General features: G+C 68.9%; 19 protein-coding genes. 9 read left to right on the top strand and 10 right to left on the bottom strand.

All coding sequences use genetic code 11. The features are described 5' to 3' along the window. Positions 1–45: 45 nt before the first annotated feature. From AC3ERS_RS13035 to AC3ERS_RS13025, 3 genes are all read right to left on the bottom strand, one after another. Positions 46–1,296 carry a saccharopine dehydrogenase family protein gene (locus tag AC3ERS_RS13035; protein WP_431967001.1) on the bottom strand — a complete coding sequence of 417 codons (1,251 nt, stop codon included), beginning with the start codon at positions 1,294–1,296 and terminating at the stop codon, positions 46–48. A 42-nt stretch (positions 1,297–1,338) separates the two neighbouring features. Further along, positions 1,339–2,811: an ABC1 kinase family protein gene (locus tag AC3ERS_RS13030; protein WP_431966999.1), complete on the bottom strand. Its 1,473-nt coding sequence runs from the start codon at positions 2,809–2,811 to the stop codon at positions 1,339–1,341. A 254-nt stretch (positions 2,812–3,065) separates the two neighbouring features. Next, positions 3,066–3,746: a TetR/AcrR family transcriptional regulator gene (locus AC3ERS_RS13025; protein ID WP_431966997.1), complete on the bottom strand. Its 681-nt coding sequence runs from the start codon at positions 3,744–3,746 to the stop codon at positions 3,066–3,068. Between the two features lie 208 nt (positions 3,747–3,954). Here AC3ERS_RS13025 and AC3ERS_RS13020 point away from each other — a divergent pair, with 208 nt between their 5' ends. The 5 genes from AC3ERS_RS13020 (at position 3,955) to AC3ERS_RS13000 (ending at position 8,165) form a co-directional block, all read left to right on the top strand. Beyond that, a complete protein-coding gene (locus tag AC3ERS_RS13020) occupies positions 3,955–5,277 on the top strand; it encodes a DUF445 domain-containing protein (RefSeq protein WP_431966995.1) in 1,323 nt (440 codons plus the stop codon). 94 nt (positions 5,278–5,371) lie between these two features. After that, positions 5,372–5,875 carry a helix-turn-helix domain-containing protein gene (locus tag AC3ERS_RS13015; protein ID WP_431966993.1) on the top strand — a complete coding sequence of 168 codons (504 nt, stop codon included), beginning with the start codon at positions 5,372–5,374 and terminating at the stop codon, positions 5,873–5,875. After that, positions 5,872–6,537 carry a heparin-binding hemagglutinin gene (locus tag AC3ERS_RS13010; RefSeq protein WP_431966991.1) on the top strand — a complete coding sequence of 222 codons (666 nt, stop codon included), beginning with the start codon at positions 5,872–5,874 and terminating at the stop codon, positions 6,535–6,537. The genes AC3ERS_RS13015 and AC3ERS_RS13010 overlap by 4 nt, the downstream gene beginning before the upstream one ends. A gap of 64 nt (positions 6,538–6,601) precedes the next feature. Further along, positions 6,602–6,907, top strand: coding sequence for a DUF2516 family protein (locus AC3ERS_RS13005; protein WP_431966989.1), 306 nt, complete (start codon positions 6,602–6,604; stop codon positions 6,905–6,907). 214 nt (positions 6,908–7,121) lie between these two features. Continuing rightward, a complete protein-coding gene (locus AC3ERS_RS13000) occupies positions 7,122–8,165 on the top strand; it encodes an alpha/beta fold hydrolase (RefSeq protein ID WP_431966987.1) in 1,044 nt (347 codons plus the stop codon). A 106-nt stretch (positions 8,166–8,271) separates the two neighbouring features. Here the strand turns inward: AC3ERS_RS13000 and purU are convergent, their stop codons facing one another. Together purU and AC3ERS_RS12990 are read right to left on the bottom strand one after the other, a co-directional pair. Beyond that, on the bottom strand, positions 8,272–9,162 hold the full coding sequence (gene purU, locus AC3ERS_RS12995) for a formyltetrahydrofolate deformylase (protein ID WP_431966985.1): 891 nt from the start codon (positions 9,160–9,162) through the stop codon (positions 8,272–8,274). Positions 9,163–9,295: 133 nt separating this feature from the next. Beyond that, on the bottom strand, positions 9,296–9,892 hold the full coding sequence (locus AC3ERS_RS12990; RefSeq protein ID WP_431966983.1) for a GNAT family N-acetyltransferase: 597 nt from the start codon (positions 9,890–9,892) through the stop codon (positions 9,296–9,298). 158 nt (positions 9,893–10,050) lie between these two features. On the opposite strand from AC3ERS_RS12990, the gene deoC reads away from it, so the two are divergent. Beyond that, on the top strand, positions 10,051–10,719 hold the full coding sequence (deoC, locus tag AC3ERS_RS12985; protein WP_431966981.1) for a deoxyribose-phosphate aldolase: 669 nt from the start codon (positions 10,051–10,053) through the stop codon (positions 10,717–10,719). Positions 10,720–10,782: 63 nt separating this feature from the next. On the opposite strand, the gene AC3ERS_RS12980 is transcribed toward deoC, so the two are convergent. Further along, positions 10,783–11,517 (bottom strand): LmeA family phospholipid-binding protein, encoded by a 735-nt coding sequence (locus tag AC3ERS_RS12980; RefSeq protein ID WP_431966979.1) that lies wholly within the window; start codon positions 11,515–11,517, stop codon positions 10,783–10,785. A 99-nt stretch (positions 11,518–11,616) separates the two neighbouring features. On the opposite strand from AC3ERS_RS12980, the gene AC3ERS_RS12975 reads away from it, so the two are divergent. After that, positions 11,617–12,225, top strand: a complete 609-nt coding sequence (locus AC3ERS_RS12975; protein WP_431966977.1) for a hypothetical protein — start codon at positions 11,617–11,619, stop codon at positions 12,223–12,225. A gap of 88 nt (positions 12,226–12,313) precedes the next feature. Continuing rightward, positions 12,314–13,810, top strand: coding sequence for a hypothetical protein (locus AC3ERS_RS12970; protein ID WP_431966975.1), 1,497 nt, complete (start codon positions 12,314–12,316; stop codon positions 13,808–13,810). Here AC3ERS_RS12970 and AC3ERS_RS12965 read toward each other — a convergent pair. From AC3ERS_RS12965 to AC3ERS_RS12950, 4 genes are all read right to left on the bottom strand, one after another. Continuing rightward, the gene (locus AC3ERS_RS12965) at positions 13,804–14,604 is read right to left on the bottom strand and encodes a class I SAM-dependent methyltransferase (protein ID WP_431966973.1); all 801 of its coding nucleotides are present in this window, start codon (positions 14,602–14,604) and stop codon (positions 13,804–13,806) included. The genes AC3ERS_RS12970 and AC3ERS_RS12965 overlap by 7 nt on opposite strands. Then, on the bottom strand, positions 14,574–15,095 hold the full coding sequence (locus AC3ERS_RS12960; protein WP_431966971.1) for a DUF2505 domain-containing protein: 522 nt from the start codon (positions 15,093–15,095) through the stop codon (positions 14,574–14,576). The genes AC3ERS_RS12965 and AC3ERS_RS12960 overlap by 31 nt, the downstream gene beginning before the upstream one ends. A 327-nt stretch (positions 15,096–15,422) precedes the next feature. Then, on the bottom strand, positions 15,423–15,647 hold the full coding sequence (locus AC3ERS_RS12955; protein WP_431966969.1) for a hypothetical protein: 225 nt from the start codon (positions 15,645–15,647) through the stop codon (positions 15,423–15,425). Between the two features lie 41 nt (positions 15,648–15,688). After that, positions 15,689–16,174, bottom strand: coding sequence for a DUF2505 domain-containing protein (locus tag AC3ERS_RS12950; protein ID WP_431966967.1), 486 nt, complete (start codon positions 16,172–16,174; stop codon positions 15,689–15,691). Between the two features lie 67 nt (positions 16,175–16,241). Between AC3ERS_RS12950 and AC3ERS_RS12945 the strand changes: the two genes are divergently transcribed. Continuing rightward, entirely contained in the window at positions 16,242–17,306 is a 1,065-nt protein-coding gene (locus AC3ERS_RS12945) for a UDP-N-acetylmuramate dehydrogenase (protein ID WP_431967424.1), read from the top strand. The last annotated feature ends 23 nt before the right edge of the window (positions 17,307–17,329 follow it).

Below are 17,329 nucleotides of genomic sequence, written 5' to 3'. Positions count from 1 at the left end.
CACAACAGCTCCTCGACGCTGAGAATCGTGATGCGGCAGCCTGATTCAGGCCCGCCGCACCTCGATGGTCATGCCCGCCGCGCGCAGCCGGTCGGTCAGCGCGTCACCCATGGCCGCGGCCGGGGTGAGGATGCCCGACAGCTCCGGCTGCTTGCCGGTGTCGAAGGCAAGGCACAGCCCGGCTTCACCCAGCATCACCGCGGTGGCCTGGTAGCCGGGGTCGCCCTTGCCGTGGAACGTCGCCACGTACTTCGCGCCGGAGGTGGTGTGCGCGTACGTCTTCATGGTGAACCAGCCGCTGCGCCTGGCCTCCTCGCTCGGCCCCGTGCCCGGCTTCGGCAGCACCCGGTCGAGCAGCTTGCGGCCCGCCGACACCCGCGACAGCAGCGCGCCGGTGGCCATGGTCGCCACGATGCCGCCCGCCACGCCCGCCGCCACCAGCGGCGCCGCCGCCGACTTGCCCGCGCTCATCACCTCGCGGTAGCGGAAGTTCTTGCCGTACACCCACCCGAGCAGGCCGTTGCTGCGCCGCACGACCTTGGTGTTGTGCGTGGCCATCACGAAGGTGCTCACCCAGCCGTCCAGGCTCGGATCGATGCTGCTAGCGCGCTGCAACGCCTGATCGGACTGACGGCCGACGTCGGGTTCCATCGACTTGTCGGGGCTCAGCGAATACGGGTGCGAAAGCACCGAGGCCTTACTGGAGTCGGCCGCGATGGCCTCCATCATGGCCCGGCCCGAATCGATGGTGCCGCCGCTGACGCCGCCCTTGAGCGAGGCGATCAGCGTGGTGTCGGTCAGCTCACCGGTGTTGTCCGAGACGGACGTGCGGTACAGCTGGTAAACGCTCAGATCGGACGGAATCGAGTCGAACCCACAGGAATTGACGATCTTCGCGCCGGTGCGCGCGGCCTCGTCGTGGTAGTTGTCGATGGCGTCGCGGATGAACAGCGGCTCGCCGGTGAGGTCGGCGTAGTGGGTGCCCGCCTTCGCGCAGGCGGCGACCAGCGGCAGGCCATAGCGCAGGTACGGGCCGACCGTTGTCACCACGACCTTGGTGCGCTCGGCCAGTGCGTCGAGCGCGGACTGATCGGTCGAATCGGCCACCACGAGATCCCACGACGCGGCCTTCGGGCCGAGTTCGGCGCGGACTGCGGTCAGCTTGTCCAGCGAGCGGCCCGCCAGCGCGATGCGCGCGTCGGAGGGTGCCGCGTCGAGCAGGTATTGCGCGGTGAGCTTGCCGACGAAACCCGTCGCGCCGAACAGGGCGATATCGAATTCGCGGTTGTCTGCCATAGGTCATTCACTCCTGGTCGATGCCGTGGCGATCGCTGTGACTCAAGCTTTTCGCCCGGTCCTTGGCTGCCGCGTCGTCTTCGCCGCGGTCTTCTTGGATGCGGTCGCGGTCCGCGACCGCGCGGTCTTGGTCGGGGCGGGCGGAGGGTTCTCCGCCAGCCACTGCTGATGCGCCTTGCCCAGTTCGGTGACCGGCGGTTCGTCGTAGAGCCACTCGCGCGCGATCCGATGCCAGTTCGCGGTGGCGTTGAGCTGGCCGAGCATGCCGAAGGTGAGGAAGTCCGCGCGCCGGGAGAACAGGTGCTCCGGCGGCAGGTTCTGCTGTTTCATCCCGGCGAACTCGCTGGCGCGCGGGTCGACCGCGAGCAGGAACGCGCCGCTGGCCAGTTCCGGTGTGATGGTCAGATCTTCGTCGACCAGGCACCACTCCGAGGCTGCCAGCACGTATTCGAGGCATTCCTCGGCGCCGATCTCCTCCGGCGAGTCGATCACGCCGCGCTGAATCATCAAGTCGCGCAGGTCTTCCGCGCGATCCTCGGCGGCCGCGCGCAGGCAGATCGTCTCGAAGCGCACGTGCTCGGGGTCCATTCGGTTGAACAGGCCGAAGTCGAGGAAGCCGACGCGGCCGTCGTCGGCGAGCAGCACATTGCCCGGGTGCGGGTCGCCGCAGAATTCGTTGAAGCTGAACAGCGAGCCGACGTAGAACCGGTAGATGATCTCGCCGAGCCGGTTGCGCTCGACCTCGGGGAACTGGCGCAGCTCCTCGAAGCCCTTGCCGGGGAGGTATTCGCTGACCAGCACCCGCGTCGTGCTGAGTTGGGGCAGCGAGCGCGGCACCGCGATGAACGGGTGCCCCGCGTAGAGCTCGGCGATCTGCAACTGGGTGACGGCCTCGGTCCGGTAGTCGAGCTCGCCCTCCATGTTCAGCCGCAGCTCGTCCAGGACCGCGGGGGTCACCCACGGCATGGCGGAGGTGAGCACCTTGCGAAACATATTGAGGTTCTTCAGATCCGCGCGCACCGCGGCGTCGATGCCCGGGTACTGCACCTTCACCGCGACCACCCGGCCGTCGTGCAGCGTGGCCCGGTACACCTGGCCGATCGAGGCGGCCGCGATCGGCTCCGGGTCGAACTGCGCGAAGATCGTGGTGAGCGGCTGTCCGAAGTCCTCCTCGATCACCTGGCGCATGGCCTCGAACGAGACGGTCGGCGCGGCATTGCGCAGCACGGCCAGCCGCTTCTGGAAACGTTCGCGATGATCCTCGGGCACCAGGTCCAGATCGAGCACCGACATCATCTGTCCCAGTTTCATGGCGACGCCCTTCATGGTGCCGAGCACCATGACCACCTGCTCGGTGGTGCGGATCATGGATTCCTCGGCCATCTTGGCGCGCACGGCCTCGGATCTACCTCGCATGGAAAGCCGCGTGCGCTGCGTCCGGATCACGGAACTGGCGGCCACCGCACCCAGCTTGGTGCCACGAGCAAGCCGGGAAGTCGGCACATGCTTCGCCATCGAGGTACCTCCATTGGTGCCGCGGTCGGGCCGACGCGACGCGCAGGCGCGAGCTTGCGTGGCCACGTGGGGCGGTGACCCACCCCACTGTGGCACCGCTCGCGTTCAGACTAACCAACCGAGCGGCATTGTCGAACCCGCCGTCACAGACAGGTGGAGTCAGCCTTCGCTCCCGGCCGTGCGCGCGGCTATGGACGGACTTCAAGCGGCAGCGCCGATCGGCGTACCCCGAGGTCCGTTCGCGTGGCCCGCTCCTACTCGGAGGCGTCCTTCTCCCGGATGGGCAGCACATGCGGCTGCTTGTTGAAGTTCTCACGGGAGCCGCTCGCGCGAACCAGCCCCTCGATGGCGCTCCAGGCCATCATCGTCAGGTAGTCGATGACTTCCTCGCGGGACATCGACTTGTCGGTGGTCCACCAGTGGGTAGCCAGCTGGATGCCGCCGACCAGCACGTAGGACCAGAGCATCGACCCCGTGGTGTCGAGGCCGAGCGCATCGGCCTTGTCCGCGATGACCGTGGAGACCACCTCGGCGAAGAGCTTCTCGAACTCGGCCAGCGAGGACGCGTCCGAGCCGCTGCCCATGATGAAGCGGTACACCTCGGGGTCCTCGTCGACCGTGCCGACGTAGGCCGCGAGCGCCGTGCGCACCAGCTCGAACTCGTCGGCGTCGAGGCTGATCGCGCCGTACACCCGCGGCATCAGCGTGGTCTCGATGAACCGCTGCATGGTCGCGTGGACCAAGTCGTTCTTGTCGGAGAAGTACCGGTAGAGCACGGTCTTGGAGACGCCGATCTCCGCGGCGATCTCGTCCATACCCGCGTTGCTGCCCCGGGTGCGGACAGCGGCGAGAGTGCCGTCGACGAGCTCTTCGCGGCGGTCGATCTTGTGCTGACGCCAACGGCGCTTGCGGCCGTCCATCCGGCCGGTGCGCACCGCAGCCGGTCGCTCGGCGAGCTCACCGATGTCGACAAGGTCTTCGGTGGACAGCGTTGGCTCCCTTGTTTGTATTGGTCGTGGACCACCAGCTTAAGTCCAGGCCAGCCGCCATAGGCGCAAATGGGGGCCGGATGCGGCGGGAACCACAGAATCGATGCGCCACGCGCCGTCCGGTCTCCCGCGCGTGGCACCGCAGAATGGAGACATGGAGAAAGCCCCCGGCACTATCGCGGTCATCGACGCGCCCACCCCGGCGGCGCCGACCGGGTTCTTCGTCGACGAGGCCGCCAAGCGGCGCGACCTGTGGAAGATGAAGGCGGTCGCCACCGGTCTGCTTGCGTTTGCCACCGCGGTCTATCTGTTCTGCCGTTGGCTGGAATCGCGCGGCGAGGGCGGCGACTGGGTCGGATATGTGCGTGCCGCTTCGGAGGCGGGCATGGTCGGCGCGCTCGCCGACTGGTTCGCGGTGACGGCGCTGTTCCGGCATCCGCTCGGCCTGCCGATTCCGCACACGGCGATCATCCGCAAGAAGAAGGATCAGCTCGGCGCCAGCCTCGGCAGTTTCGTCGGCACGAATTTCCTCGCGCCCGAGGTGGTCTCGGCCAAGGTGAATTCGGCTCAGATCTCGCTGCGCGTCGGCCGCTGGATGGCCGACCCGCAGCATGCCGCGCGGGTGGCCGAGGAGAGTTCGACGATCCTGCGCGCGGTGGTCGGGGTGCTGCGCGACGAGGACGTCGAGCAGGTCATCGACAACACCATCGTCAAGCGCATCGCCGAACCGCTGTGGGGGCCGCCGATCGGCCGGGTGCTCGCCGAGTTGCTGGCCGACAATCGGCAGTTGCCGCTGCTGGACATGCTCGCCGAACGCGCACATCAGTGGGCGCTCGGCAGCCAGGAGACCATCGACCGGATCGTGCTGCGCGATGCGCCGCAGTGGGCTCCGAAATTCGTGAACATTCTGCTTTCGGAAAAGATCTACCGCGAGCTCGTCGAGTTCACCTGGAAGGTGCGGTCGAATCCCGAGCACGAGGTGCGTTTGGCCGCCAATCGGTTCCTCGAGGAATTCGCCCACGATCTGCAGTACGACGACGCGATGATCAAGAAGGCGGAGCGGATCAAATCGCAGATCATGGGCCGCGAGGAAATCACCGGCATGGCCGAGGCGACCTGGCGCGCGGCCAAGCGGCTCATCCTGGAGTCGGCCGACGATCCGAACAGCACGCTGCGGCGCAAGGTGGGGGAGAATGTGCAGCAGCTCGGTGAGCGGCTGCGCGACGACGCCGAGATGCGAGCGAAAGTGGACGGCTGGATCGACCGCGGGGCGCGCTACCTCGTGTCGAACTACGCGAGCGAGATCACCACATTGGTCACCGACACGGTGGCCCGATGGGACGCCGAAGAGGCGAGCAAGAAGATCGAATTGCAAGTGGGACGTGACCTGCAATTCATCAGAATCAACGGAACCGTCGTCGGATCGCTGGCCGGTCTGGTGATCTACACGGTTTCGCAGCTGTTGTTCCAAGGCTGACAGAGCGGCACGCCGAAGGTGTGCTAACAGCGTGCTTGCAAGAGTTAGCACCCTGCCCTAGAATTGAACCCGTACAACCGCCAGAAGGTGAGTGATGGCAGACCATCCCGAGGTTTCCGCCGAGTACACCGACAGTTCGGCCGAGCGATCGGCCGGCGTCGGGGAACGAGGGGGTCGCGTCGCGAACGCGGCGCACGACATCGGAGGTTTCATCAGGGCGCAGCGCGAGGCGGCGCAAGTCTCGCTGCGTCAGCTCGCCGCGCTGGCGGGGGTGAGCAATCCGTATCTCAGTCAGATCGAGCGCGGATTGCGCAATCCTTCCGCCGAGGTACTCGCGCAGATCGCGAAGGCGCTGCGGGTGTCCTCGGAGGTGTTGTACGTACGGGCTGGCTATCTCGAGCAGCGGCCGCACAGTCCGGTCCGGGACGCCTTGCTTGCCGACACCGATATCAGTGAACGGCAGAAGCAGGTGCTCCTGGAGATCTATGAATCGTTTCGCCGGGAAAACGGAGGGAACGAGCCAGGGGGGGAATGGGACAGCGACGTTCCGCGCACGACAACCGACACTCCGCCACGCCAGGAGAACGAAACACCATGACCGACAAGACCGTAACCGTCACCAAGCCTCTGCTCGCCGCCGTCGGCGCCGGGGATGCCGTCTACACCGCCGCCCTGGATGTCGTCACCCAGGTGCGTGAGCGCGCGGCCTCCGCCGATGTGCCCGGCCGGGTGGAAGAGGCGCGCGAGCGCTTCGCGAACGTGCCCGCCGACGTGCAGGCCCAGTTCGAGACGCTGCGCGAGCGGCTCGCCGGCCTGCCTTCCGAGCTGCCGGACGACCTTGCCGAGCTGCGCGAGAAGTTCACCTCCGAGGAGCTGCGCAAGCTGGCCGAGGAGTACTACAACAAGGTCGTCGACCTGTACGCCGACCTGGCCGTGCGCGGCGAGGAGACCGTCGAGCGGCTGCGCGCCAACCAGCGGGTCGAGGACCAGATCGACCGCGTCGAGACCCTGTACAAGGACGCGGCAGGCCGCGCCGAAGAGGTGCTCGACCGGGTCAACGGCCTGATCGGGCGCTCGGGCAAGGCCGTCGAGGACGAGGCCGACGCGGAGGCCGAACCGGTCGTCGAGGCCGAGGTCGTCGCAGTCACCACCGAGACCGCTCCGGCCGAAGCGAACGGCGCGCCGAAGAAGGCTCCGGCCAAGAAGGCCCCCGCCGCGAAGAAGGCTCCCGCCAAGAAGGCCGCGCCGAAGAAGGCGTAACGCGCCGGTCGGACACGCCTGGACGCCCCCGCACAGCCTGCTGTGCGGGGGCGTCACTCGTATCATGGGTCAGGTGAATACCGTGCAAGGGTTGACCGGACTCATCCTGCTGGCGCTGTGGCTCGTCGCGCTCGGCGCGACGATCTTCGCGCTGATTCACGCCATTCGCCAGCGGCCGGACGCCTTCACTGCGGTGGACAAGCAGACCAAGCCGATCTGGCTGGCGATCCTCGGCGTGTCGCTGCTGCTTCTGCTGCTCTCGCCCGCCGGACTGGGACTGCTTGCCTTCGTCGCGATCATCGCGACGGGCATCTACCTGGCCGACGTACGACCCAAGGTGGACGAGATCCAGCGCGGACCGCGCTGGTAACTCGCCCGTCGGCGGTCACCGCCCGGCGCTGTCGACGCGCCGATAGACGAATTTCTCGTGCTTGCATCAGCAAGCAGACTTCGCGCCTCCGCTGGTAGGCGCTCTGATCGCCGCTGCCCTCCGACCGGGCGGCGGCGATTTTCTTGTGCTTGCACTAGCTAGCAGGCGGTACTTCGGGTTACTGTAATTATCAGTAACACAAAGGAGTGTCCGAATGCGTGCACAGTTGCCGCCCGCGTTGGCGGAGCTTCCGGGGAAGGTCCGGAGCTTGCTCGAGGTACATCGCGCCAACCTCAGGGCGCGGACCTACTCGATCGCCGCGCTGAACCCGCCCACCGTCCCGGGTGACGTCATCCCGGTGACCGCGCCCGACGGCACGAAGTTGCGGGTGCACGCGTACGGTCCGGTCGACGCTCCCGCCATCGTGCTGGTACACGGCTGGACCTGCGCCATCGAGTACTGGAACGCCCAGATCAACGCCTTCGCTGGCGAATACCGTGTGATCGCCTATGACCAGCGCGGACACGGTGCGAGCGAGCGCGGCTCGTCCCCGCTGACCATGGATCTGCTGGCCGACGACCTCGCCGCGGTGCTCAGGGCCGCCCTTCCCGCGGGCCGCAAGGCCGTGCTGGTCGGCCACAGCCTCGGCGGCATGACGCTGCAAGCCTGGGCCGGGCGCTACCCCGAGGAGGTCACCCGGCGCGCCGAGGCGGTGCTGCTGACCAACACCGCGCCGCACGGCCTGGTCGCCACCACCACCGTGGTGCCGTTCTTCAACCGGCCGCTGCCGTGGAATCGCACCGGCGTATCGCTGCCGCACGTCATCGGCAAGCTCGGGCTCGGAACGCCGATCGTGTTTCCGCCGATCAAGCCGGTCAAATGGGTCTTCGCCCGCCAGATCATGAGCCTGGACTCCACCGGCGATCTGGTGGACTACAGCATGGCCGTGGTGCGTTCGTGTCCCGCGCTGGTGCGCGCCGAATTCGGCAGGCTGCTCGCGATCATGGATCTCGGCGAATCGGCCAAGAATCTGGTGGTGCCGACCACGATCCTGGCCGGATCCGCCGACGACATGACGCCGCCGCTGCACTCGGAGATCATCGCCGAGATGCTCGAGTCGGTAGGCAGCCTGGAGCGCTACGAGGTGCTGAAGACCGGCCACCTCGGCAATGTCGAGATGTTCGAGCGGTTCAACGAGGAACTCGCCCGGGTGCTCGACTCGGTGTACACACCCGCGCGCACCGAAGCGGTCGGCTGATCCGAGGCCGATCCCGCGCTGTCCCCGACCGGAGCCGACGATGTCTCCGATCGGGGCCGCCGCGCGAGGGGGGTCCGGTGCGTACCGACGTCGCCGCGGAGGCGGTTCAGTTGAACACGACGGTGCGGCGGCCGTGCACCAGCACCCGGCCCTCCAGGTGCCAGCGCAAGCCGCGGGCCAGCACCACGCGTTCGATGTCGCGACCCTGGCGCACCATGTCACGCACCTCGTCGGCGTGATCGATGCGGATCACGTCCTGCTCGATGATCGGACCCGCGTCAAGTTCGGCGGTCACGTAGTGGCAGGTGGCGCCGATCAGCTTGACGCCGCGGGCAAAAGCCTGGTGGTACGGGCGGGCGCCGACGAACGAGGGCAGGAAGCTGTGGTGGATGTTGATGGCCCGGCCCGCCCAGTGCTCGCACAGTTCGGCGGGCAGCACCTGCATGAAGCGAGCCAGCACCACCGCGTGCGGATCGTGCGCGTCGACCAGTTCGCGCACCTGCTCGAAGGCGGGGCCGCGCTCGGCCGGATCCTTGGGGAACGGCACGTGATGGAACTTCACGCCGTGCGCCTCGGTCATCGCCGCCAGATCCGGATGGTTGCCGATGACGGCCTCGATGGTGGCGGGTAGTTCACCCGAGGCGGCGCGGCCGAGCAGGTCGTGCAGGCAGTGGCCCTCCTTGCTGACCAGCAGCACCGCGCGGCGGCGTTCGCCGGTGTCGTGCAGCTGCCACTCCGTCTCCGGGCCGAGCCGGTCGGCGATCGCGGTGAACCGGTCGCGCAGTTCCGCGATGCCGAAGGGCACCGTCGTGGCCTTGATCGCCTGCCGGGTGAAGAACCAGCCCGTGTCGGTGTCCGAGTGGTAACCGGCCTCCACGATCGACCCGCCGAACTCGGCGATGAACGAGGTGATCCCTGCGATGATGCCGGGTCGGTCCGGGCAGCCCAGCGTCAGCACGAAACGGCGATCGTCCGGGGCGGATGGAGCGGAACTCATCGGCCCATCCTCCCAGGTTCCGCTTCACGCGATGCACCAGGACCGGTTGTTCTGTGCGGCCTCTCGTCGGATGCCCGGCGTTCGCCGGGAGGGGGCCGCGGCGTCTCGGGTCGTCGAATTCCGGGCTATCTGATCAGAGCTCGTAAAACGGTTCGGCGTAATGGAATTCGCCGGTGATCTGGTCCTCGTAGGTGGTGAGCGGGCGGACCTGGAAGTGCGACACCCAGTCGGGCTCGTCCGGGGCGATCCCGAGACGAGCGGCGGGCACGAACCCGAACCGCGGGTAGTAGTCGAGGCTGCCGAGCAGGCCGACCAGCGGTTCGTCGAGCGCGTCGGCCGCGCCGAGGGCCGCGTGCATGAGCGCGGAGCCGACGCCGACGCCCTGGTGCTCCGCGTGCACGCCCAACGGCCCGAGGCCGAGCGCGGGGAACGGGCCGACGGCGGCGCGGGTGAGGCAGACGTGCCCGATCACCGTGTCGAACTCCACCGCGACCAGCGACAGGGTGGGGATCCAGCCCGCGTCGCTGCGCAACCGCGCGACCAGATCGACCTCGGGCGGTTCGGCAGGCGACAGCCCGGTGGCTTCGCCGGGTGACGGACCTGTGGTACCACCGGGCGGTGTCCCGGCGGCGCGTCCTGCGTGCTCGCGTGCGTACAGCGCGCCGAAGGCGCTGCGGTGCACCGACGCGACGGCGGGAGCGTCCTCGGCGCGTTCGCGTCGGATCAGCACGGTGTCGTCTCCTCCCGAACGAGTTGGGCCCTCCGCACAACGCTCGTCAGGTGGCCGAGCTTCCCGGAGCCCGCGGATCCACCGACACATACGAGTGTGCGTTACGCCTCGCCAGGCACGCAACGGAATTCGCCTCGCGTGTGCCAGACTCTCGAAACATGTCTGATTCCGCGTCGCTGAGCAGGGCCGAAGTGGCCGCCATCATCGATCACACCTTGCTGGCGCCGGAGGCGACGCCCGCCGAGGTCGCCGCGCTGGTGGACGAGGCACGCGCACTCGGGGTCTACGCGATCTGCGTGTCGCCGTCGATGCTTCCGGTGCGCGCGCCGGGACTGGTGCTCGCCACCGTCACCGGATTCCCCTCGGGCAAACATCATTCGCTGGTGAAGGGCGCCGAGGCCAGGCTCGCGGTGGATCAGGGCGCTGCCGAGGTCGACATGGTCATCGATGTGGGCGCGGCGCTGACGGGCGAGTACAACGCCGTGCTCGCCGACATCGTCACGGTGCGCGAGGCCATCGCCGATCGCGCGGTGCTCAAGGTCATCATCGAATCGGCCGCACTGCCCGACGACGCGATCGTCGAGGTGTGCCGCGTCGCCGAGCGCGCTGGCGCCGATTTCGTGAAGACCTCCACCGGATTCCATCCCGCGGGCGGCGCGAGCGCGCACGCGGTGCGGCTGATGGCCGATACCGTCGGCGGCAGGCTCGGGATCAAGGCCAGCGGCGGCATCCGCACGGCCGAGGCGGCGGCCGAGCTGATCGCCGCGGGCGCGACCCGGCTCGGTCTGTCGAAATCCCGTGCGGTGCTGGAGGGTTTCCCCGCCTGAGCTCCGGCCGCCGCGCGTGTGCGCGGAAAACGGCCGGAGCGGAGGATGTTTCGTCGTCGCAGATCAGCAGCGCAGCTCGGCGTTGTTGCTGTTGTCGGCGGCGGGCAGTTCGGTGTGACCGCCTGCCAGCTGCACCGCGACGCCGTTGTCGGTCACCTTGATCTCGGTGGCCTTCAGGCCCATCGGGTAGCTCTGCAGGCTCTGCGTGATGACGTCGACGATGCCCTCGACCAGATCGGTCGGCAGACCGATGCCGAGCAGCTCGGCCGACTTGGTCTGCACCTCGACGGCACCGTTGCGTACCTCGGGATGCACCTGTAGCTGGGCGAGTCCGCCGAGCACGTCGAGCGTGATCATGCCGGTGGCCGACGACGAGCGGACGCCACTGACCATGCCGCCCAGCGTCTCCTGGATGCCCTCGTTGCTCCAGGTGACGTCCGCGGAGGAGCTGCCGACGCTGCCGCCGCCGTTGCCGCTGTTCACGCCTTCGAGGTCGTTGAACTCGGCGTGCACCACCATGCCGACGGCGGGACCGAACTTGTTGTCCTTGCTGTCCACGGTGACCGACGAGACCTTCCCGTCCAGCCAGGTGATCAGCATCGGCTTGGCGCCGAAGCCCACCTCGATCTGTGAGCCCATCTCTTTCTCGAACTGGCTGCTGATGCAACGGGAGACGACGTGGCGCGCGTACGCCTCGCCGCCGACCAGGATCGTGACGAGCAACGTGGCGACCACGACCAGGGCGATCACCAGCGTGCGCCTGCTGACTTTCAGCGCGGTGGACGGCTTCGTACTCATGCGGACGATTCTTCACGACGTTTCTGTGTGCGCTCTGTGGGCGCGTTGAGGGTCTCGAATGTGACATGTGACACAGAATTCGAGCGTAGCCTGGTCTGCATGGCTGGCGATGCGGCGGGCCGCGCACCCGAATCAGTGGACCAAGGGTGGCGTGTGCTGCGCAGGCTGGCCGGGCGACACGCCGGATTCTTCACCACACGCCAGGTGTTGCGCACGGGATGTGAGGCCAAGGTGCGGGCGGGGCTGGGGGACGGATCGGTGACAAGGGCCGGCGTCGGAATGCTGCGGCTGACCGAATGGCCGGAGGGGCCGCTGGACGAATACGCGATGTGGGCGGCCTGGTTCGACGGCGCCGCCGCCGTTTCGCACCAGAGCGCGGCCGAATTGCACGGTATGGGGCGGTTGCGCCCGCGGTTTCTGCATCTGTCGGTGGGCGCCGGTCGCCCGCCGGTGACCCCGCGACTCGTGGTGCTGCGCCGTCCGCTGATCGGCTCGGACGTGGAATCGGCGGGCGCGTTCCTGGTGACGACGCCGGTGCGCACCGTGCTCGATCTCGCCGAGGCCGACATCGGGCAGGCGGCGCTGGACGAGGTGGTCGGCGACGCGGTCGCCATCCGCCGGTGCGCGGGCTCGGAAATCCGTTCGGCCAGTGTGCGTCTGCCACCGAGGGCCGCGGCCAGGGTGCATCGCGCGCTGACGGGGCTGTGAGACGCGTGGCCGCGATCATCCGGTCCTGCTATGAATTCCGGGTTCGTCCGGTTTTGCCGGGCGCGCGATCGTGGCAGGGTGACTGATCATGGGGTCGGTAGGTACGGGCAGGTGGGATCTGGTTTTTCCGTCCGGAGCGCCCGATCGGGTCGGCGACATGTTCGCCACCGCCGTGATCGCCGACGCCGTGCGCCGGTACGACGCCGATCTCGCGCAGTGGGTCGAGACCTGCCGCGACTGGTCGCGCCAGTATCGCTCGGTGTTTCGGGGGATGACCGCGCTGGCGGCCAGCGCGACCGACGCGTCGGTGGGCATCGCGGGCGAAGGACTGCGCGCCACACGCGATCTGCTGCGGTTCGTCGCCGGGTACAGCGTGGAGCCGCTGCGCGGGGTGGAGATCGGAGCGGTGGCTGCCGACGGCGGGCTCGACACGGGAACCGCCCGAGGCGCGGGGAAAATCGCTCGCCGCCTGGAGGTTCCGTTCGGCGGCGCGGTGCTGGCCGAGGAGGCGCTGCAACGCAAGCTCACCGACTGGCGGCAGCGCGGGATCGTGGAACCCGGTTTCGCCGCCGCGGTGGAACGGGTGATCGACCATCCGGAGTGGCTGGCGCTGCCGGGATTTCGGGTGGTGGTCGCAGGCGCGGGGGAGCTGACGCCGCTGCGCCCGCTGCTGCGCTGGGGCGCCGACGTGCTCGCCGTGGCGCGACCGGGTCCCGCGCGCTGGCACGAGCTGGTGCGGGAGGCCGAGGCGGGCGCGGGCGTGCTGCGCTATCCGCTGGTCGACGGGGAACCCGGCGCCGACATCACCAGTCAGTTCCCCGCCCTGGTGCATTGGATCCGAGAACACCTGCCCGGCGAGATCTTTCCGGTGTTCGGCGGGTACGTGACGCGCCGCGGCCCCGGCGGTGTCAGGCTCGCCGCCGCCCTCGATCTGCTGGCCGCCGACCTGCTCGCCGCGCGGCCCGACGCCGCGCTGGCCGGGGCGGGCTCGCCGACGGACTGCTACGCGGTGCCGGAATCGGTCTTCGCGCAAGCGCATTCGCGTCTGCACGAGCGCGGGCCGCAGAGGCTCGGTCGAGACGCACTGCGCGTGCTGACCCGATCCGCCCTCTACCAGCCGAACTATCGGACCGTGGTGGCCGATGGCACGGGCGCGAACTGGTCCGTCACCGACGCGCTGTTTCCATTTCAGGGACCGAATCACGCGCTCGCCCAGCGGATCCTGCGCTGGCGCACGCTCTCCGCTCGGGCCGCGGGCCACCTGGTCTCCTACACCGTCGCGCCGCCGACCTGGACTCGCGGGGTGCTGTCCCAGCGCTCACTGGCCGCCGCCTGCCGCGGCGCGCACCGCTACGGCGTGGAGATCTTCGAACCCGACACCGCCCGCACCCTGCTCGCCGCCAAGCTGGTCGCCGACCTCAACGACCCGGCCCCGGCCGATCCGAACCCGGAATCCCTCTTCGCGGCGGGCGCGGCGCACGGCGGGCTCTGGCGGCTGCCATTCGAGCCGCGGTCTCTGCTGCCCGTCGCGATCGTCACCGGACACCTGCGCGGGCTGCTGCGCTCGGCCGAACGCGGTCACTGACGGGGCGCGACGAGCGACCACGGCACCGAGAGCACGCAGTCGCGCATGCGCCTGCGGTAGTCGCGCACCGGAAAGCCCTGCGCGCGAAGCTGTTCCGCGGCGGCGCGCCAGCGGACGCGTGGCCCGAACGGCGCGAGCGGCGCGGCGTGCGCGTACGCGCGATCGGCGGCCAGCAGCAGGGCGTGGATCGGCTCGCCGGGCACATTGCGGTGAATGAGCGCCTTCGGCAGCCGCTCGGCGATATCGGAAGGCCGTTCGACGGTGAACGGATCCCAGGCCAGCGTCAGTGACAGCGGGCCGGTGCGGTCCAGCAGCACCCAGGCGCTGCGGCGGCCGAGTTCGTCACACGTGCCGTCGACGAGCAGACCGTCGGGCGCCATCGCCGACCGGATGGTCGACCAGGCGTCCGGCACCGCGGACTCCGGATATTGGCGCAGCACGTTGAACGCGCGCACCAGTACGGGACGCAGACCGGCCAGCTCGAAACCGCCCCTGGCGAACGAGACGCCGTCGCGGCCCGGCACCACCCGGTCCGGATCGATCTCCAGACCCACCATCCGCACGTCCGGGCGCACAGTGCGCAGCCTGGCCGCCAGCTCGAAAGTGGTCCACGGACTCGCGCCGTACCCGAGATCCACCACCAAGGGATCGAGCGCCGCCGACAGGCGCGCGGTGACCAACTCGTCGTGCATCAGCCAGCGGTCACTGCGCCGCAGCCGGTTGACGCCGGTGGTCCCCCTGGTGATCGTGCCTATCGGTTTGTTCAGCTGGTCGGGTTTCGCTCTTCCAGCCACTTCACCGTTTCCTCGGCCTCGCCGCGGAACAGATCGACGAGGTTCACCAGCATCAGCTGCTCGAGCCGCGGTCCGACCATCGGAATGAACACCTTCGCCTCCGAGGAGAAACGGACGGTGCAGCCGGTCTCGGTGGGGAACAGCTTGATGGTGCCGCCCAGGCTGCCCGGCCCGGCCGGAATCGACGCCGAGAACTTGCCGACCGTCTCCTCGCCGTTGTACGGGCCCCAGCTCTCCTTGCGGGTGATGATCATGTCCTTGCGCATCACCGTCTGCGCGATCTCCGGCAGCATCTCGCGCGGCAGGGTGTGACGCAGGACGACCTCGATCCCCGAATCGCTCACCTCGAGGCTGCTCACCTCGTTGTCCGGCGTGTACTTCCGCATCTCGGCGACCCGCGCCTCCCAGTACTCACGGGTCGACAGCGCCGCGTACAGCTCCTTGGTGGTGTGCAGCGGGTAGCGGGCGGAGTAGTCCAGTCGGCGTGCCATTCGGGAAAGGGTACTGAGTTGTCGGCGCGCTGGCGCGCGCGGGTTCGCGGCCCTTTATGTCTCGCGTCCGAGCGGTCGAGACTCGCGACTGCGTCGCATGCGCTTCGACCGCTCGGACGCGAGACGGCTGCGAACGGGCTCGTAAGACTCGCCCTGGGGGTGGTCGGCAGGGGCAGGGATGCTGCGTTTGGGGTCGGCGTGCGCCGTGGCACTGTGCCTGCTCGGCGGCGGGATTTCGCCTGCCGCCATCGCCATGCGGAGACTCGGCAGCTGTGCCGTGGCTACCCAGGTCGAGGGCGGGGATTGGCGCGCTATCGCGCCTTGTCTTCAGGGCTCCTTCGACTCGACGACCGGCACCTGCCACGGCAGCTTCTGATCGATCGGCTGCCAGCGCGAAGCCTCGAGCGTCAACACGGGCCAGTCGAGGCGTTTGGCCGTGGTGGAGGCGATGTCCTGCGGGGCGCCGATCCAGCCCATGACTCGTCCCAGGGCGGTGATGTGGTCGAGATCGGCCAGGTCATCGAGTAAGACGTGTTCGACGCGGGCGACCACCGCGTTGAGGGTTTCGCTTGACGGCCTCGGCCAGTTGGTCCTCAGTGCTGGGTGAGCCAGATGTTGGTGAACTCTTCTTCCGACTGGAGGAGTTCGGTGAGGCGTTCCTGGATGGCGGATTCGATCTTGCCGCCGAAGAGGGGGACCTTGACTTCGATGGTGCCTTCGACGGTGGTGGTGGCGGAGGTGCCGTCGCCGGTCAGGGTGATGGCGCCGCGGATGGTGGCGGGGGCGCCCTCGACGCGGACGTCGAAGTCGGCGGTGTTGCCGGTCCAGTTCTCGGTGCGCGGGATGATCAGGTCGCCGGGGCGCACGGCGGTGATGGCGGGCGGCAGCTGTTCGGCGGCGATGGCCTGCACCATCTCGACGCGCACCTGGTCACTCTGCACGGTGACCGACTCGAGGCGAGCGTTCGGCCCGCCGACCTCGGCGATACGGTCCTTCCAGTACTGCTCGTTGCCGAAGGCCGCGCGCACGGCGGCGACCGAGTGGGAATAGCGGGCCGTGAACGCCAAGGGTGTAGCCATGGTTGGACACGCTACCGTCTGGAGCGTGCGAACTTCACGTGTGGTGGCGACCGATCGGGCGCGCGATGTGCTTGCCGACACCGGCGCGCTGGTGCGCGACGAGGTGCGGCTTGCCGAGCTGACCACGCTGCGGGTCGGCGGTCCCGCGCTCGTCGCCGAATGCGCCTCGACGCAGTCGCTGGTGGCGACGGTGCGCGCGCTGGACGCGGCGGGCGTTCCGGTGCTGCTGCTCGCCGGCGGCTCGAACCTGCTCATCGATGACGCCGGGTTCGACGGCGTGGTGGTGCGTATCGCGACCGAGGACGTCCGGATCGGCGCGGACGGCGTCGTGGCCGAGGCGGGCGCGAATTGGGATGCGGTGGTCGCCGCGACCGTGGCGGCCGGTCTCGGCGGGCTCGAATGCCTGTCCGGCATACCGGGTTCCGCGGGTGCGACGCCGGTGCAGAACGTGGGCGCCTACGGCGTCGAGGTGGCCGATCTGCTGCGCCGGGTGCGGCTGCTGGACCGGGCGAGCGGCGAGATCCGCTGGGTGGAGCCCGCCGAGCTCGGCTTCGGCTACCGCACCAGCGTGCTCAAGCACCGCGACGACGCGGTGGTGCTCGAGGTGGATTTCGCACTGAACCCGGGCGGAACCAGCGCACCGCTGCGCTACGGCGAATTGACCAGGGTGCTGGAAGCCGCGGAGGGCGAGACCAAGCCCGCGGCGCTGGTGCGAGAGGCGGTGCTGCGCCTGCGGGCAGGCAAGGGCATGGTGCTCGACGCCGCCGATCCCGACACCTGGAGCGCGGGCTCGTTCTTCACCAACCCGGTGGTTCCGCACGCGCGGGTGCCCGAGGTGCGGGCCGCGATCACGGCCCATGTGGGTGACGTCATGATTCCCACCTATCCGGCCGAGGACGGCGTGAAGTTCTCCGCGGGCTGGCTCATCGAACGGGCGGGCTTCGCCAAGGGCTTCCCCGGCCCCGACGCCGCGGCCCGACTCTCGACGAAACACACACTGGCACTGACGAATCGCGGCGCCGCGACCGCCACGGACCTGGTGGCGCTCGCCCGCGTCGTGCGTGACGGCGTGGCCGAGCGTTTCGGCATCCGGCTCGAACCCGAACCCGTCACCGTCGGTGTCACGCTCTGATCGGGGGAACAGCGGGCGCGCAG

It is taken from the genome of Nocardia sp. bgisy134, assembly GCF_057708325.1.
Note: the sequence above shows the minus strand (reverse complement) of the source record. Positions and strands in the feature narration are given on the sequence as shown.

Bases quoted from the DNA above. Each gene is read 5' to 3' on its own strand.
- AC3ERS_RS13035 (WP_431967001.1), bottom strand. From the start codon at position 1,296: ATGGCAGACAACCGCGAATTCGATATCGCCCTGTTCGGCGCGACGGGT.
- AC3ERS_RS13030 (WP_431966999.1), bottom strand. From the start codon at position 2,811: ATGGCGAAGCATGTGCCGACTTCCCGGCTTGCTCGTGGCACCAAGCTG.
- AC3ERS_RS13020 (WP_431966995.1), top strand. From the start codon at position 3,955: ATGGAGAAAGCCCCCGGCACTATCGCGGTCATCGACGCGCCCACCCCG.
- AC3ERS_RS13015 (WP_431966993.1), top strand. From the start codon at position 5,372: ATGGCAGACCATCCCGAGGTTTCCGCCGAGTACACCGACAGTTCGGCC.
- AC3ERS_RS13010 (WP_431966991.1), top strand. From the start codon at position 5,872: ATGACCGACAAGACCGTAACCGTCACCAAGCCTCTGCTCGCCGCCGTC.
- AC3ERS_RS13005 (WP_431966989.1), top strand. From the start codon at position 6,602: ATGGGTCAGGTGAATACCGTGCAAGGGTTGACCGGACTCATCCTGCTG.
- AC3ERS_RS13000 (WP_431966987.1), top strand. From the start codon at position 7,122: ATGCGTGCACAGTTGCCGCCCGCGTTGGCGGAGCTTCCGGGGAAGGTC.
- purU (WP_431966985.1), bottom strand. From the start codon at position 9,162: ATGAGTTCCGCTCCATCCGCCCCGGACGATCGCCGTTTCGTGCTGACG.
- deoC (WP_431966981.1), top strand. From the start codon at position 10,051: ATGTCTGATTCCGCGTCGCTGAGCAGGGCCGAAGTGGCCGCCATCATC.
- AC3ERS_RS12980 (WP_431966979.1), bottom strand. From the start codon at position 11,517: ATGAGTACGAAGCCGTCCACCGCGCTGAAAGTCAGCAGGCGCACGCTG.
- AC3ERS_RS12975 (WP_431966977.1), top strand. From the start codon at position 11,617: ATGGCTGGCGATGCGGCGGGCCGCGCACCCGAATCAGTGGACCAAGGG.
- AC3ERS_RS12970 (WP_431966975.1), top strand. From the start codon at position 12,314: ATGGGGTCGGTAGGTACGGGCAGGTGGGATCTGGTTTTTCCGTCCGGA.
- AC3ERS_RS12960 (WP_431966971.1), bottom strand. From the start codon at position 15,095: ATGGCACGCCGACTGGACTACTCCGCCCGCTACCCGCTGCACACCACC.
- AC3ERS_RS12950 (WP_431966967.1), bottom strand. From the start codon at position 16,174: ATGGCTACACCCTTGGCGTTCACGGCCCGCTATTCCCACTCGGTCGCC.